Here is a 15,736-nt window from a genome sequence, read left to right on the forward strand (position 1 = left end):
AGACTAAAAGTCGTCGAAGCTTCGTTCTGTTTTGACAAAATAGCCGCTAACTAGCGGCTATTTTTTATTTTTAATCAAAAAGAAAAATAACATATTTTTCAACAATGTAAGTGGTTGTAAGCTTGTTTTGGTTGAAAGTCCATCAGCACCGTTCGTGTGCTGCGAGATCTGTATCAATTTCACTTCGCTCTATGCTGTGAATTGTTTAATTGTTTGAATTATATTGCCATTTCATTACAAAATAGTTGAGAAATAATCACTGCCTGAACTGGCCTGTTTAGGTGGTTGGCTTATAAGTCAATGATAAAATAATAAAAAAACGTGATATAATTATCATTATTAGTAAATTCCCATGCATTATTTTTCAGGATTATATGAAATCAATATCAACAAAGCTTCTTCTAGTTCCACTGCTCTTTTCTATCTTTTTAGTTGTAAGCAACTTAAAAAGCGAAGCTACCTCAAATGAGGTTATGGACAGTTTTCACTCTGTGTACGAGGACCGAGTCATTCCGTTATCTGATTTGAAAAGCATTTCGGATTTGTATGCGGTAAGCGTGATTGATGCGGCGAATAAATACCATGTGGGAATGATAGAGCAGGCGGCTTTTTATTCTGGTGTTTCTGTTGCGATGAAAGAGGCTCATGAGCTATTCCTTCATTATCTGGCAACGCAGCTAACAAGAGAAGAAGAGGGGTTGGCAAAAGAGCTTCAACTTAAAATAGATAAGGTAGAGCGAGAAGTACCATTAATTCTTGATAAACATAGAAATATGATGATTGATGATTCTGAGATGATCACTCAGCTTTATCTCCTTGTCGATGATATGGGAGGTGTTCTTGGTGAATTGATCTCATTGCAATTGGACGTCGCTAAGGAAGAATTAGCCCATTCTGATTCAGTTTTAGAGTCCAACTCTTCTTTCTCATGGTGGTTGGTTCTTTTCTCTTCTATCGTTGCTTCTGGTTCATCTTATTTCCTAGTGAAAAGAGAATTGAGAAATTTACCATTGATCGTAAATTGGATTAAAGCCCTTGAGAATGGACGTTTATCGGACGTTAAATTGAAAGAGGGTGGAAATGAGCTCGACACTATTTCAGATTCTTTGTCTCAACTGTCTGCAAAATTGAATGATATCCTGTCACAGGCAGGTGTAAGCATGAATTCAATTAACCAAAAGCAAGAAGAGTCTTTAGCTCTGATAGAGCGATCCCAGAGTAACTCTTTGAATGAACTATCATCGGTAGAGCAAATCGCGACGGCCGCGACTGAGTTATCTTCAACAGCGAGAGACGTTGCTGACAACGCACAAAGAGCTGAGCAGTCAGCAATGGAAGCGAATGACATTATTCAGCTAAGCCATGGAACATTGAAAAACTCAACTGACACGACAGAAGAAATTTCTGAATCAATATCAGAAACTCAAACGGTCGTGAATTTACTTAGAGAGCACTCAGAGCGTATCAGCAGTGTTGTTGAGGTAATTAAGAACATCTCTGAGCAAACTAACTTGTTAGCGCTTAATGCCGCGATTGAAGCGGCTAGAGCCGGTGAACAAGGAAGAGGGTTTGCTGTTGTTGCTGATGAAGTAAGAGCTTTGGCTGGGAAAACTCAGCAGTCGACTATCGATATTCAAGAAATCATTGCGCAGTTACAAGACCAATCTAAGCAAGCGGATGAATCTATGGTGAAAAACGTTGAACTGATGCGCTTAACAAAGTCTACGACCGATGAGCTTGCTCAATCTTTTCATTCGATATCAGAAAAGGTTTTAAGTATTTCAGAAGTGAATGCCATTGTTGCTACGGCATCAGAAGAGCAAAGTGCCGTTACGACAGATATATCGACACAGCTTGAAAATATGAACGTACTGGTTCAACAAAATATTGAAGGCATTGATCAATCAGCTCAAGCAAACCAAAGCGTTGTTGAAGTGACGAAAGAACTCAACTCAGAACTAAGCTATTTTAAGCTAGATAAATAACCAGTCGATGCTAGTGTGCTTTTTCTTTAGAAATTAAGCACCCTTGGTTTAGATGTAGTAATTTAGACCACGACAAGATAGCCGCCATTGAGCGGCTATTTTTTTGTCTGGTATATGTGTATCTGAATGTACTACTTGGCTTAAATTGGCCGAATAAATCGTTTTGACTTAACTCAGTAACTCTCTTCATAGATTAATTTTTCGTGCGCAATCGTGTGCATTGCGCTTGATTACATTTGCTTACATTTAGATAATCCCCTTGCTGTTAATGTCTCGACTAGAGCAAGGCTCGGACTTGCTCCAAAACAGTAAAATATTTTTGAGTACTTTTGGGAGTAAGGCATATGAATATAAGAAGGCGAGATTTCCTTAAATCAGGCTTGATAGGTGGTTCAGGTTTACTTATAAGCACCTCTGTTCCGGCTCTTCCGAGATTCTCATTCGCTGAGAAAACAGGTGTAATGACAGTATCTTTCTCTGGCACTGCTTGCACTCGTGATGAAGGGGAAGTATCCCGTGAGGAAAGTGATAAAAATATCTACCTTCCTTCAACAGGTTATATTCCCGTTAGAATCATCAATGAGCTGAAAGGTGTTGGAATGACGGTCAGGGGGGCAGGTGAGAATGACTGGGCTCATACCAGAGATACCAGTGAACCACTGATGGTCAACGGTCCACTTAACGCGCCAGATGAACTGCTGTCTGATATTTCTAGCTATATTAGCGGAAACCAGTATACCAAGTATAAGGAGTCCCTTGCGGGTTGGACTATGCCCGCGTTAGCACTGCACGGAGCAAACTTGGCTGCGGCAAGTGAAGGTGATGTGTTTAACCTAATAGGGCATAGTCGGGGAGCCTGTGAAGCTATCATGGCTGCATGGTTCTTATATGCATATGGTGACGAAAAAACACGTAATACGCCTGTTAATATCTTCGCAATAGATCCGGTTCCTGGGCCTGGCACATGGTGGAGTCTTCTTACTCAACTACCTCCAAATGTCGTTAACTACGTAGGCGTTTATTCTTGGGATCAATCATACAATCTAAACGTACAAGATCATGCCTTCCAAGCTCTAGTTCCTCGGCCAAATGGAAGGATGAGAAACGAAAATAACGATATCACTATCCACAGTCAGTCATGGTGGGACTGGATAAAAAGGTATCCAGGCTGGGCAAGCATGGCAAACGATGTACAACAAGCTGATCCTCTTGCTCCAGATAGTAACAGACCTCAACCTGTTGGTTATGAGCTCTATGCCTGCCGTGGCAGACACGGCACAGTAGCCGGGAATACTACCAGTGATGGTTATTATTCTGCTGATAAGGTAAGCGCAACGGTTGCTCCTATCCCTGAGCTAATCTACAAAATGGCTAGAGGTTACCTGACCCAATGGGGAACCGATTTTGCTGTTCCTTGCGCTGTTGAAAAAAGTGTTACAGAGCTAAGAAAAGAAATTCATACCTTCCATCGTGAGTTCGACATTATGGGGGGAGGAGAAACTCGTAATAGTAACTCCCTTCCCGGAAGGCCGTATGTTCGAAGAATCTCATCAATTTGGGGGCGTAACCCAAACGATACTTATTATATGGACGATGTAGTTGGCGATCCCCCATATAAACTCGCTTATCCGGTAACTACAGAGCGAAGCAACAAAGGGTGGGTTGACTGGAAGTTTTTATGATCCCCAAATTAATCGATAGCAGAGTTAAATCGAAATCCGCTTGTAAATTGACAAGCTGTTTATAAACAGCAGGTTAAGGTGAAGATGAGTAAAATAGAGTTAATCAAAGAAGAACTATTAAAAAACGACCTTTTCTACCATGACAGTGATATGAACTATGTCAGGTTACTTGATACTCCCAGTATATGGGGGATGTCGTTTGGTCCAGAGATAATGCCTCGTGCTATTGAACGTCAGGGAGAATTTGAGCGGGCAATTGTTGAGGTAGTACAGAAGACTCGTTATCGGTGTGATATCTCGTCGTTAAACAGCCCAGATCCTGATTGGGCGAGAGCGATTCTGGGAGCAATAGATACCGCACTTACGAAGCCTATGGGCCGAAACGAATCACCACAGTTCCGGTTCATATTTGGTCAGACGCCACTTTACCCTATCAATGAGCCAGATAATCTTATCGACTTTAAAGCTGCTCTGGTTCGCTTAATCAGAGCACGCTCAGCATATTGGGAGATCATGCCTGAATTCGTTGTGGGTAGGTTCTACCAAAGAGCGACTGGTTCTTGGATGTCAGCACAGAAGAAATTTCTTCCGGAGTCATTAATTTCTGATTCTGATACAAAAATGACTTGGAATCACACCAAAATTATAGCCTGTGATGGTGTTGAGTCTTTGGTTGGTGGCCATAACCTGAATATGGATCTTTTCCGAAGCTATCCTCCTGTCCATGATGTTTCTGTTGTCGTTCACGGTGCGGCCAGTTTAGGTTCTCAACTGTTCCTTAACGAACTATGGACGGCGGATACATTTCTGCTTACTAAGGAATCATTAGATACTGATGACCTCACTTGGTACAACAGGGATAGCGAACCCAACTATCCACATGATCCTCTTATGATTAGTTATGTTCAGGATTACATACAGGAAAAACAGAATAGTATTCTAGAGGTCCATGAAACCGGTATTCAACCTGGAGTCGATCCTCAACCTCCAGCTTTACCTCCGTTGCCTTCAATTAATCAAATCGAAAAGTTTGATTTGCGCTCAGTCTCAGACTTAGATGCTAACGTTTTTGAAGAGCGTCAGGTGTACCATTCATACGATAAGCTAGAGGACTACAAAAAGTCCGACCGTATACTCACGGTCGGTAAGTATTGGACAGGGCCTAACCGAGATACCGATTTTAAGATAGGCTCGGAAATCATGAAAAAGAGCCTAATTTTAAATGCGAAAAATGTTATCCGTATGTCGCAGCAGGATGTGATCAGTGCTTGGAAAAAGAACTGGAAAGATCACGTTGTATGTCATTGGATTATCGAAGCATTGCTGAAAAATGAAGGGCTAACTGTTCAGATCGTTGTATCGCCCCTAGATGCAGGCGCAGGGGCTGAAGGCGATCAATACTCATTTGGATCGGGAGCGGTACGGACATTTGGTTTGATGGAGTATTACATGACTCACGATGCAGATACCGATCAACGCCTTGATGACAGTGATGGTAAGCGTCAGGACGCTTTATCTCGTCTCTTTATCGCGCCGTTCTTTTTTACCGATAAAGTACCGGAAGATAAGACGACTGAAGGCGATACGTACAAATGGCCAAATCTTCCAGAGCAGGGAAAAACAGCAACACTCAAGGCTCAGCCATTGTCAGAGAGACCACCGGAGCAAGGAGTGATTGGGCATCCATTTTGGACGACAGTGAGTGCGAGTGGGTTCTTTTATGGGGCTGTTGATTCAGCTCCCGGTAATCATTCAAAAGTAATGATTGTCGATGATGAGGTTTGTATCGTCGGTTCGGATAACCTTTATCCTGGTAATTTGGCCGAGGTCAATTACCTTATTGAAGGTGAACCTGTTAACGATTTGCTTGAGTCTTACTGGAAACCTTTGTGGAAATACTCAGGACCGCATGCTTACTCAGGTTAGTTTGTTGTAACTTAAGGAGGCGCATAACACGCCTCTCTTTTGCCTGCTTCAGCGTCTACATAGATACGATCGCCTTACGATATTTGGTTAAGAAAGAGACCGTTAGCCCTTGTTTATTCAGTTGGGCATGTTTACAGGTGGACACAAGTTCTTGCTTCTTGTTTATCGTTCCCACCATTCACACCCTCGCTCAACCATTCACTCCTGGTAATTACCATTCGTCGCATTGATAAAACTGCACGACAAATTCTAGTTAACCTTTCAACGTCAACATTTGAAAGGGATTAGAAATCATGACTACTTCACACTCATTTAATTCAGGTTCTACCACTTCTGTGCTTAAGCGTTCATTACTGGTTGCACTTGTTTCATTCGCACCCACTTTGGCGCAGGCTAACCCAAGTTCAGACGTTCTTGATATCTACAATCAAGCCGCTCAAGGCAATGAAGATCTGGTTGAGGTGGCTTACGAACGTCTGAACGACACGCTGCAACAAGACGGTGCGACACCACTGACCTTGGTTTACCTCGGAAGCACAGAAACCCTGATGGGGCGTGATGCGTTCTTACCTTGGAACAAGATGAAGTATGTGGAAAAGGGTTTGTCGACCATTGATAAATCACTGGTGCTGCTTAAAGACGAAGACCAACCGATTCATGAACAACCTCGTGTTCAAGGGCTGCCAGATTCTTACCTAACTCGCGCCATGGCTGCTGTGACTTACACTTCTCTGCCAGACATGTTTAACCATTTCGATCGTGGTTATGACTTGTTCCTCTCGTTACTCGCGGAAGATGATTTCCAACAACAACATTTCGCTGCGACCTCGTGGATTTACCGTTACGCCATTACCGCATCGATTCGTGCTGAAGACTTCGAGCAAGCACAGGTGTGGCTTGAAAAAATGGAAAGTACCGATGCCGGAAACATCGAGACCATGACAGCGAAGGCCCTAATAGCGAAAGCCAAGTAACAGCTGCGAATGCTAAATAGCGGTTTACTTAAGCTTATTAACAACAGCGAACGCTTAAGAATGATGGGTAATCAGAGGACAAGGGAATGATTGAATTTAAAAATATCGGCAAAGCGTATGTCACGGGCGGTCAACGTGTTGATGCATTAAACGGGGTCGATGGACATATCCAACGCGGTGAAATGGTGGCGTTATGTGGCCCGTCGGGTTCAGGGAAAAGCACACTTTTGAATATTTTGGGTTTGTTGGACATGGACTACCGAGGGCAGATCAATATTGACGGCAAACCTTATCCGACAGAGCAAATCGCCGCTGCACGTTTTCGTCGTCAGTCGTTGGGGTTTGTGTTTCAGCGTTTCAATCTGGTTCCTGTGATGACGGCGCTTGAGAACGTCGCTTATCCATTGATGCTGAACCAATGCTCTAAGCAAGAACAGCAGAGCAGAGCGCAAGACATGTTAGAGCGTGTTGGGCTAGGGGATTACGTTCATCACCGCCCAGACAATCTTTCTGGTGGTCAGCAGCAACGTGTCGCAATAGCCAGAGCACTGATCCACAACCCAAGCTTAGTGATTGCCGATGAGCCGACCGCCAGCCTAGACAGCCACACCGCCAACCTAGTGATCGATATTATGAAAGAGCTCGGCCACGAAATGGGCACCACCTTTATTGTCGCAACGCACGACCCAAGAATGGCGCAGCGCTGCGATCGAGTAATTGAACTTATCGACGGACAACTGGCTCCACAAGCTGTAACTACGGAGGCGATCTCATGGGCAAGTTAACACAAAGAATGAGCACGTTTTTACTTCCAACTTCGGTGCGTTTGGCGTGGCTTAATTTATTAAGAAATGGTCGTCGTAGTTTGCTATCGGTATTGATTATTGCCATTGCCGTATTTGCGCTGACCAGTGCTGGTGGTTATGGGCTTTACACTTATGAATCTTTGAGAGAATCGACCGCGCGCGATACTGGTCATCTCACCTTGAGCACGCCGGGATACTTTGAACAAGATGAGGACATGCCGCTGAGCAATGGTCTCGATAATGTTCAAGCGCTAACCAAGAGCATCATTGGTGACAGCGACGTGCGTGGTGTGCAGCCTAGAGTCTATTTTAGCGGCTTGGTGTCTAACGGCAGTAAGTCGACCATCTTTATGGGAACTGGCGTCAATGAGCGTGAGTTCGACATGAAAGGTCCTTTCTTAGATGTGCGCAGCGGACAAACCCTATCGGATGTGAAGTCACCAAGATACGACAGCCAAGAGCCACAAGTCATGCTGGGAACAGACCTTGCTCGTAACCTCAAAGTTGCGGTTGGCGATTGGGTAACATTACTCGCCACCACCAGTGACGGCGCTTTGAATGCTTTTGATTTTAAGGTGCAGGGCATCTACTCGACTGGGGTTCCTGAGCTGGACAAGCGTCAGCTGTATGTACACATCACCACCGCACAAGAGCTTTTAGCCTCAGACAAAGTCAGCACCTTGTCGGTGTTCCTATTTGAAACCAGCAAGACCTCGACCGTTCAACAACGCATTCAAGCGACTTTAGATCGAAATAGCGCGAGCCAAAACGATCAAGGCACAGAGATCGAGATCACCCCGTGGCAAGATCGCGCGTTTTTCTACACCAAGGTCAAAAATCTTTACGACCGGATCTTCGGCATCATGGGTGCTGTTATGGCATTGGTGGTGTTTGTGTCGTTGTTTAACACCATGACCATGTCGGTGACCGAGCGCACTCGTGAAATTGGCACCTTGTCGGCTCTTGGTAGTTACCCATCTGAAATCGTGGCTGGTTTCTTAAAAGAGGCGGGATTACTGGCGGTGATTGGCAGTGCGATCGGTGCGTTAGTGAGTGGTTTAGTGTCGCTGTTATTGCTGGTAGTTGATATACAGATGCCGCCACCTCCAGGCAGAACCGAAGGTTACCCACTCAACATTTACTTCTCACTGGAATTAGTTGGTTACGCCACTTTAGGTGTGCTGACGATATGTTTGCTGGCTGCTTATTTCTCTGCTCGCAAAGGCGTGAATAAGCCAATCACGGAGGCGCTGGTTTATGTATAAGTTTACTCGTTTACTCACTGTTTTAGGTTCTGCATTGGTTCTAGTATCGACACCAAGCTGGGCTGTCGATTCACAACAAGTCACTGAGATGATTGCCAAGGCAGACAGCTATCGTTTGAACAGCGCACAAGCGTCTAAGGTAGTGTCTTTGGTGGCGTTATATCAAGACGAGCAACTGGACAAAACCCGTGAATACAACGTCTATACAAGACCAAATCGAGAGTCGTTGGTCGTGTTCAAGTCGGCGGTCGAGGCTGGGCAGAAGATGCTGATGATTGAAGATAACTATTGGTTGTTGATGCCGAAATCTCGTCGCCCAATTCGTATCACACCGATGCAAAAATTGTTGGGCGAAGCCTCGGTTGGGGACATCTCGACGCTGACTTGGAGTGAAGATTACCAAGGCGAGTGGGTTGCCGAGCAACAGGTTGAGATGCCGACTGGCGAGACACTCGATACCCATCACCTAAAGCTCGCGGCGAAAACCAAGGGTGCGAGTTATCAGTCGATTGATCTGTGGTTAACGACAGACCGAGCGTTTCCAGTTAAAGCGGATCTGTATCTGCGTTCTGGAAAACTGGCGAAACAAGCTTGGTTTACTGAAGGCGTGCGTGATGGATTACCCACAGTGGTGTCGATGACCTTGCTCGATAAGATTCAGCCGAGTAAGAAAACCGTGATTGAGTATCGCGAAGTGATTGAACAAAGCTTGGCAGATAAATATTACAACCCTGCCTACCTATCGCGTAACAGCGTGTCTGGGCTGTAGGTGGACGTCATGAAAGCTTCCAATCGCCGATTCCACATCAAGTCTTCAATCGCTACTTTGCTTGCCTTGTTTTGTGTGAGTAACACGATTCAAGCGGACGATCTGAGCTTGGCGTGGGACTGGCAACTCAGTGCAGAAGCCATCGAATCGAGAGAGTCGCCATTCAGCCCTTTACCATCTGATAATCGTCAGTCATTCAATGGCTTGTTGGATCTAGAGGTTGGATATAACAATTGGCTTGGTCTGTTCGCAGTGAAAGCCAACGATATTCTAAGCAATAACCCTCAACAACATGACGCGAGCTTTGAGTCGGAATTCATTGTGCGTGAGTTGTTCTGGCAAGGTGGGGTTGAACTGTCGAATTCGGCGTTCGGTGACCATTACCTAGATGTCACACTCGGTAAGGTTCGCCTTGATTGGGGCGTGGGTTATGGCTATCGACCGTTAGACATCATCAAGCCTTATCGACAAAACCCGGTGGGCATTGTCGCAGAAGAAGGCGCGGGAGTGGCTTCGGCGTCACTGTTCGATATGACGGGCGAGTGGACACTGCTTTATAGCGATTCGTCATGGACTTCCCAAGACATAAATGAATTCGAAAAGAAGAACCAGCAACAAGGCTTTGGGGTACGTCGTTACAACCTGGTGGGCGATCACGAGTATCAATGGGTCGCCTATTATGACGATGTGCGTCACGGCTTGCTTGGGGCGAATTTAGTCTCGGTATTGAATCTCGCGTGGGAATTTCATGGCTCGGCGGTCTATCAACGACAAAGCCTTGGTTACAGCCAGCCTGATTCAATGCTTAAACCTGTTTACCTCGAAGAGCAGGGCGAGGCCTATCAAGCGTTAGCCGGATTAACATGGGCAAATGACACTGGCCACAATGTGGTGTTGGAATACTGGTTTGATAGCCGAGCGTGGAGCAACTCTGAGTGGCAAAGTGCAATAGAAAGTGCAGAGTCTTTGTCGGTTAATCCGATGACATCTTCATTGGCAGGTTCTTATGCGCAAGGCTATCAGCACGCCAATTTGGTTCAACACAACATAATGTTTCACTGGTCTCTGGATTCGACACATGGCTGGCTTGAAGATATCACGCCAACATTCGATGTCATGTTGTCTCCACAAGATGGCGGTTTTATTGCGACTCAGTGGCTCAATTATCAGGCTCTAGATAATGGTAATTCATCGTTGGATTTGGAACTTGCTGCACGCTTTCTAGGCGGCAAAAGTGATTCTGCTTACGCCAGCTTACCCGATAGTCATATGATTCTCTTAAATATCAAAGGACGATTTTAATGGACACTTCTTCAAACAGTCGATTTTCATGGATTAAGAGTTTCGCGTTCACCACGTTATTTTGTGTTCTTATTGCGATTACAACCCATACGATTTGGGGCGGCGGATTAACGGTTAACCTGGCAATCAGTTTTGGCTTTGGTTACAGCGCCGTGGGTTCTTCTTTCATCTTTGTGAAATTGTTTAAGAGAACATCACGAACGCTTGAAGTGGGAATCTCAATGGTGTTCGCGATGACCTTTGGTACCTTGAACGCGCACTATTGGTTGAACGGGTATTTCGGGGCCAATATCTCGGATCTTAAATCTGTGGTGTTGCTCGGTGTGATCTTCTGTTCGGTTTGCTATTACTATTTCTATACCCGAGAGCAGCAGTTACGTGCCGATAACGAATTGGAAGTGGCCAAGCGTCGTCAGGCCGATCAAGAAAAGGTGGTGGTGCTCAGTCAGCTTAAACAACTACAGAGCCAAATTGAACCGCACTTCTTGTTCAACACACTTGCGACCATCAATGTGTTGATTGAGAGTGACAGCGCGAAAGCCAAGTTGATGCTCGAAAAACTGACTGACTTATTGCGTGTGACTTTGAAAAACAGCCGCAACGAGCAATCGACCATCGCACAAGAGGTCGACTTGTTAGACGCTTATCTTAATATCCAAAAGATACGCTTGGGGGAGCGCTTAACGTTCTCGATTGAAACACACGAGATTAGTGATTTTCAGGTGATTCCACCGTTCTTGATTCAACCCTTGGTCGAGAATGCACTCACGCACGGCATTGAGCCCAAAGCGGCGGGTGGCCAAGTGAATATCCGTATTACTCAACAAGCCGAGCAGTTGAAGATTGAAGTGTCAGACAGTGGTGCAGGGTTGAAAATACCTTCTGCGAATACGGGGCATGGTGTTGGGTTAAGCAATATTCGTCAAAGAATCGAAACCCTTTATGGTGATCAGGCGAGCCTAACGATTACTGAACAAGCTGAGGGTGGGGTAGTCTCTACGATCTTGTTACCACTGACTGACGCAGCCGCTTAGAATTACAGACCAGAAAGCACAGAACAGTGACGAAAAATAGACGATTTACAGTGTGAATTTAAAGGACTAACCATGAACAACCCAGCAATACAGCCGAGCGTAACGGCGATTATCGCAGACGATGAAGCACTGTTAAGGCACCACCTAGACAAGAGCCTTGCTGAGGTTTGGCCGGAGCTGGAGATCGTCAGCAAGGCACAAAACGGTTTGGAGGCGATGCAGAGTATTCAGCAGCTTAAGCCCGACGTGGCGTTTCTCGATATTCGTATGCCTGAGCTGGATGGAATCTCGCTGGCGAAACAATTGAACAAGCTAGATTCGCCGCCATTGATTGTGTTCATTACGGCTTATGACGAATACGCAGTTAAAGCCTTTGAACATAATGCGATGGATTACCTGCTTAAGCCAATCAATGAAGAGCGCTTACTGGCGACATGCCAGAAGGTGCAAGCGCGTCTGTCGAGCAATCAAACACAATCAGGTATTACGCCAGAACAGCCCGATATCACGGCGTTAATGGCTCAGCTTCAACAGTTATCAAAATCGACTTCACAACAACCTCCCTATCGATCGCAGCAAAAGCACCTCACATGGCTCAAAGCCAGTGTCGGGGAAGACATTCACCTAATCGCCGTCGATGATGTGGCTTATTTCAAAGCAGAAGACAAGTACGTCTCGATATTCAAAAAAGGCCAAGGCAGTTCTCTAGAGGAGTTTATTCTTCGTGTGTCACTAAAAGAGTTGATAGCGCAGCTCAATCCTGATGAATTTTGGCAGATCCACCGCTCAGTGGTGGTGAAAGTCTCGGCCATTGATAAGGTGAAGAAAGGGCTCTCAGGCCAGATGTCGGCTTATGTCTCCGGCGAGAAGTTACCGATCAGCCGCGCCTCGCAAGCTCTTTTTAAAGGGATGTGAGAAACCTGTTTAAGGGAATTTAATAAATCAGTTTTAAGGGGTGTGAAATCACCCGATCTATAACCTATGACTATCAGATTGTGTAATTTATAAAGTTGACAGTTTCATGCATGTTCAGATTGTCTCTCAAAATTTAAATGACTGAATTTATATAAAATTATTATGCTATTGCGATCGGATATATTGGAGGAAAGCCCTCCAAAGAGATCGTTATGAAAGCATACTATTTAGTCGTCGTATTGAGCTCCACATTGCTAGGTTGCAGCTCTACTCCTCAACAACAAACGTTATTGAAATCCGATCCATACTGGGTCAAAGGAGAGTTAGATAACGGATTAACCTACCATGTCTACCCTGACCAAGAACAACCTGTCTCGGTACGCTTACTCGTGCATGCCGGATCTTTGCAAGAGAGCGAACAACAGAAAGGGTACGCCCACTTTGTTGAGCATATGGCGTTTAATGGCAGCAAGAACTTTTCAGGAAATGAGGTGGTCGAGCTATTTGAGCAATCTGGTGCCAGTTTTGGTGCAGACTTAAATGCTTACACCTCTTACCAAGAAACCCTCTATAAATTAGATCTGCCCGACAATAAGAACCTAGACAAAGCCCTGGCTTGGTTTAGAGACATTGGCGATGGTTTACTGCTGTCCGAAGCTGAAATCGAAAAAGAGAAAGGTGTGATACTTGGGGAGTTTCGATACACGCGAGTTGAAGATAAACCTCTCTCGTTTAAGTTCTACGATCATCTGGTTGAAGGGACGACTTACCAAAGTAACGATCCTATTGGCAATAAAGAATCCGTTTCTAAAGCGAATGTTCAAGAATTAAAGAACTACTACCAAACCTGGTATCAACCTCAGTTAACCGAAGTGATTGTCTCTGGTGATATCACACTGGCAGAAGTTATCCCTTTGATTGAAGATACTTTCTCTGATTGGCAAAGAGGCATAACACCGGTTCCCGTGAAGAACACGTCAGTGGATTACAATACTCAAGATTTTGTGGCGTATGGATCTGGTGTCGAGCCACCGAGCATCGGGATAGTCATTGACCGTGGGGAAAGAGTGACACAGAGCCATGAGCAACAACATCAGCTTTGGTTAGATGATATTGCTCAACAACTTATCCAACAAAGGTTGAATTCTGACTTTGTTGACGCTGCGTTACCTGTGCAGTGGGCTGCTTCAACACCCTATTTATTAGAATACCAAAGGTATTCGATTACTACCGTCGGTTTTCCTGTTAATAGCCGAGAGCAAAGTCAGCAGCAGTTTGTTTCTACTCTCGCCTCTTTGCGTGACTATGGCGTAAGTGAGTATGAGTTGGCGAGTGTGCTTCAGCAATACCAAGCGAACCTCGATGACATTCAATTAAACTGGGATCAAATGGATGCTGTGGCTCATGCTGATGGTAAATCGACAGCATTGGTGATTAACCAGCCTGTTCAATCACAGCTTGATTATAAGTCGAGTTTGAAAACGTTTCTTGCGAATACGGATCTCGAGGCTGTGAATGATAACTTAGATGATTTGCTTTCTAGCCCTTACATTTTGGGGTTAGGTTTATCTTCTAAGGAAGACATGCTAGCAATGGATAATGAGCTAAAAGATGTCAGAAAAGCCTATGAAAAGAAAGGTAACAAGCCACTGCTCGTTACCGCAAGTTCTGCGTTTAGCGTGCCAGAATCTCAAGGCGACATTGTGAAACAAATTCAGGTGAGTGAGGATCCTAACTTACAACAATGGACATTGAGCAATGGTATCGAGGTTTGGTATTTACGAAACCCTGAGGTGGGTAATAATGTTGGTGTTTATTATGCGAGTGAAGGTGGAAAAGCAGCCCTAGATTCTTCTTTATTTCCTGCGTCAGAGGTGGCGATTTCAGCATCGATCCGTAGTGGTGTTGGTAAATTCAGTGGATCGGAATTAAATACCCATTTGAAACGCAAAGACATCCAAATTTATCCCTTCATCAACTTTACTCATCATGGGCTGGAAATCAGCACTAAGAAAAAGACGCTCGCAGAAGGCTTGGCTGCATTGTATACCATTGTGACCGAACCTAAAATCGACAGCGATCAGCTTGAGGCTGTAAAATCTGAATTTGCACAAGATCGCACGGCTTATCTAGAAACCCCAGTGGGTCAGTTTATTCAGATGGTTAACCATAATAGTTATCAAGATAGCAGTCGTCATATCATGTTGGAAAGTGAAGATATTGAAGCCGTGACATCTCAAGATATACTTGACGTTCAGCACCAACTCTTTCAGAAGTTAAGAGACAATACGCTTGTCATCGTTGCTGATATTAAGCCATCTGAAATTAAGCCTCTCGTACGCCAATATGTTGCTTCATTGCCATTGGAAGCCGTTGTGTCTCCTGATTATCAAGTTGCCTATAGCACTGATTCGAAAGAACGAATCGATATATCCATCAATAATGAAGACAGCAGCCAGTACTTATTGCGTATTATTTCTCAGCAAGCTCGAGAGAAAACAGCAAAGGATGTGTTTATGGACGATATGCTTCAGCGTGTATTGTCGAGCCGTCTAACGGCTTATGTTCGCGAAGAATTAGGCTTGGATTATGCGCCTTTTGTGTATTCGGTATCTCAAGACAGTGAGCCAAGTTATGACTGGTTGGTCGGCTCTTTAGCTGCGCCTGAGAACTCAGATAAGATAGAACAGGCGATTGATAAAGTTATTGCTGAAGCCGTTAAAGGCATTTCTGAAGATGAGACTCGAACCGCTGCTAAACAGCTAGTGGCTGACCTCACGCCACTTCAATATAAGCCTACTCAACAAGCTTGGTTTATTTCACGTTACTTAATTCATGACTAAGGTGTTGAGGCACTGTTTGACTTACAGGGAACGACAGATTCAATTTCTAGTAAAGATATGACGGAGTATGCTAAAGAAATTTTTGGAGATAACAGCTACCAGTTGAAGAACTTGTTAAGGCCAAAAAGTTAAGCCCATTGAGAGAGTGACCTTGTAGAAAAGTCGCTTTCAACCTTAAATCTAAGATATCGAACCTAAGCCAAATGCACCGTCATTTGGCTTTTTTATTTGGGTT

At 44.6% G+C, this 15,736-nt stretch carries 10 protein-coding genes and 1 pseudogene; all 11 read left to right on the forward strand.

Going from position 1 to position 15,736, the window contains the following annotated elements; genetic code table 11:
• Positions 1-374 precede the first annotated feature (374 nt).
• The 11 genes and pseudogenes from MED222_RS16045 to MED222_RS15995 all read left to right on the forward strand — a co-directional run bounded on the left by MED222_RS16045 (position 375) and on the right by MED222_RS15995 (position 15,633).
• Complete coding sequence (locus tag MED222_RS16045) at positions 375-1,985, forward strand: methyl-accepting chemotaxis protein (protein WP_009846049.1); 1,611 nt, start codon at positions 375-377, stop codon at positions 1,983-1,985.
• Between the two features lie 344 nt (positions 1,986-2,329).
• Entirely contained in the window at positions 2,330-3,667 is a 1,338-nt protein-coding gene (locus MED222_RS16040; protein ID WP_009846050.1) for a hypothetical protein, read from the forward strand.
• Positions 3,668-3,880: 213 nt separating this feature from the next.
• Positions 3,881-5,593, forward strand: a complete 1,713-nt coding sequence (locus MED222_RS16035; RefSeq protein ID WP_232281798.1) for a phospholipase — start codon at positions 3,881-3,883, stop codon at positions 5,591-5,593.
• Positions 5,594-5,886: 293 nt separating this feature from the next.
• Complete coding sequence (locus MED222_RS16030; protein ID WP_009846052.1) at positions 5,887-6,567, forward strand: hypothetical protein; 681 nt, start codon at positions 5,887-5,889, stop codon at positions 6,565-6,567.
• 86 nt (positions 6,568-6,653) lie between these two features.
• Entirely contained in the window at positions 6,654-7,352 is a 699-nt protein-coding gene (locus MED222_RS16025; protein ID WP_009846053.1) for an ABC transporter ATP-binding protein, read from the forward strand.
• Positions 7,340-8,638 carry an ABC transporter permease gene (locus MED222_RS16020; RefSeq protein WP_009846054.1) on the forward strand — a complete coding sequence of 433 codons (1,299 nt, stop codon included), beginning with the start codon at positions 7,340-7,342 and terminating at the stop codon, positions 8,636-8,638. Before MED222_RS16025 ends, MED222_RS16020 begins: the two co-directional genes overlap by 13 nt.
• Entirely contained in the window at positions 8,631-9,407 is a 777-nt protein-coding gene (locus MED222_RS16015) for an outer membrane lipoprotein-sorting protein (RefSeq protein ID WP_009846055.1), read from the forward strand. The genes MED222_RS16020 and MED222_RS16015 overlap by 8 nt, the downstream gene beginning before the upstream one ends.
• A 9-nt stretch (positions 9,408-9,416) precedes the next feature.
• Positions 9,417-10,709 (forward strand): hypothetical protein, encoded by a 1,293-nt coding sequence (locus MED222_RS16010; protein WP_009846056.1) that lies wholly within the window; start codon positions 9,417-9,419, stop codon positions 10,707-10,709.
• On the forward strand, positions 10,709-11,743 hold the full coding sequence (locus MED222_RS16005; RefSeq protein WP_009846057.1) for a sensor histidine kinase: 1,035 nt from the start codon (positions 10,709-10,711) through the stop codon (positions 11,741-11,743). Before MED222_RS16010 ends, MED222_RS16005 begins: the two co-directional genes overlap by 1 nt.
• A gap of 72 nt (positions 11,744-11,815) precedes the next feature.
• On the forward strand, positions 11,816-12,658 hold the full coding sequence (locus tag MED222_RS16000; RefSeq protein ID WP_009846058.1) for a LytR/AlgR family response regulator transcription factor: 843 nt from the start codon (positions 11,816-11,818) through the stop codon (positions 12,656-12,658).
• A gap of 212 nt (positions 12,659-12,870) precedes the next feature.
• Positions 12,871-15,633, forward strand: a pseudogene (locus tag MED222_RS15995) (M16 family metallopeptidase).
• Positions 15,634-15,736: the final 103 nt, after the last annotated feature.

It is taken from the genome of Vibrio sp. MED222, assembly GCF_000153005.1.
In the GTDB taxonomy this organism is placed as follows: domain Bacteria; phylum Pseudomonadota; class Gammaproteobacteria; order Enterobacterales; family Vibrionaceae; genus Vibrio; species Vibrio tasmaniensis_A.

Excerpts from the sequence above, each read along its gene's own strand:
- MED222_RS16045 (WP_009846049.1), top strand. The coding sequence starts at position 375 with ATGAAATCAATATCAACAAAGCTTCTTCTAGTTCCACTGCTCTTTTCT.
- MED222_RS16000 (WP_009846058.1), top strand. The coding sequence starts at position 11,816 with ATGAACAACCCAGCAATACAGCCGAGCGTAACGGCGATTATCGCAGAC.
- MED222_RS16025 (WP_009846053.1), top strand. The coding sequence starts at position 6,654 with ATGATTGAATTTAAAAATATCGGCAAAGCGTATGTCACGGGCGGTCAA.
- MED222_RS16020 (WP_009846054.1), top strand. The coding sequence starts at position 7,340 with ATGGGCAAGTTAACACAAAGAATGAGCACGTTTTTACTTCCAACTTCG.
- MED222_RS16015 (WP_009846055.1), top strand. The coding sequence starts at position 8,631 with ATGTATAAGTTTACTCGTTTACTCACTGTTTTAGGTTCTGCATTGGTT.
- MED222_RS16035 (WP_232281798.1), top strand. The coding sequence starts at position 3,881 with ATGCCTCGTGCTATTGAACGTCAGGGAGAATTTGAGCGGGCAATTGTT.
- MED222_RS16030 (WP_009846052.1), top strand. The coding sequence starts at position 5,887 with ATGACTACTTCACACTCATTTAATTCAGGTTCTACCACTTCTGTGCTT.
- MED222_RS16005 (WP_009846057.1), top strand. The coding sequence starts at position 10,709 with ATGGACACTTCTTCAAACAGTCGATTTTCATGGATTAAGAGTTTCGCG.
- MED222_RS16010 (WP_009846056.1), top strand. The coding sequence starts at position 9,417 with ATGAAAGCTTCCAATCGCCGATTCCACATCAAGTCTTCAATCGCTACT.
- MED222_RS16040 (WP_009846050.1), top strand. The coding sequence starts at position 2,330 with ATGAATATAAGAAGGCGAGATTTCCTTAAATCAGGCTTGATAGGTGGT.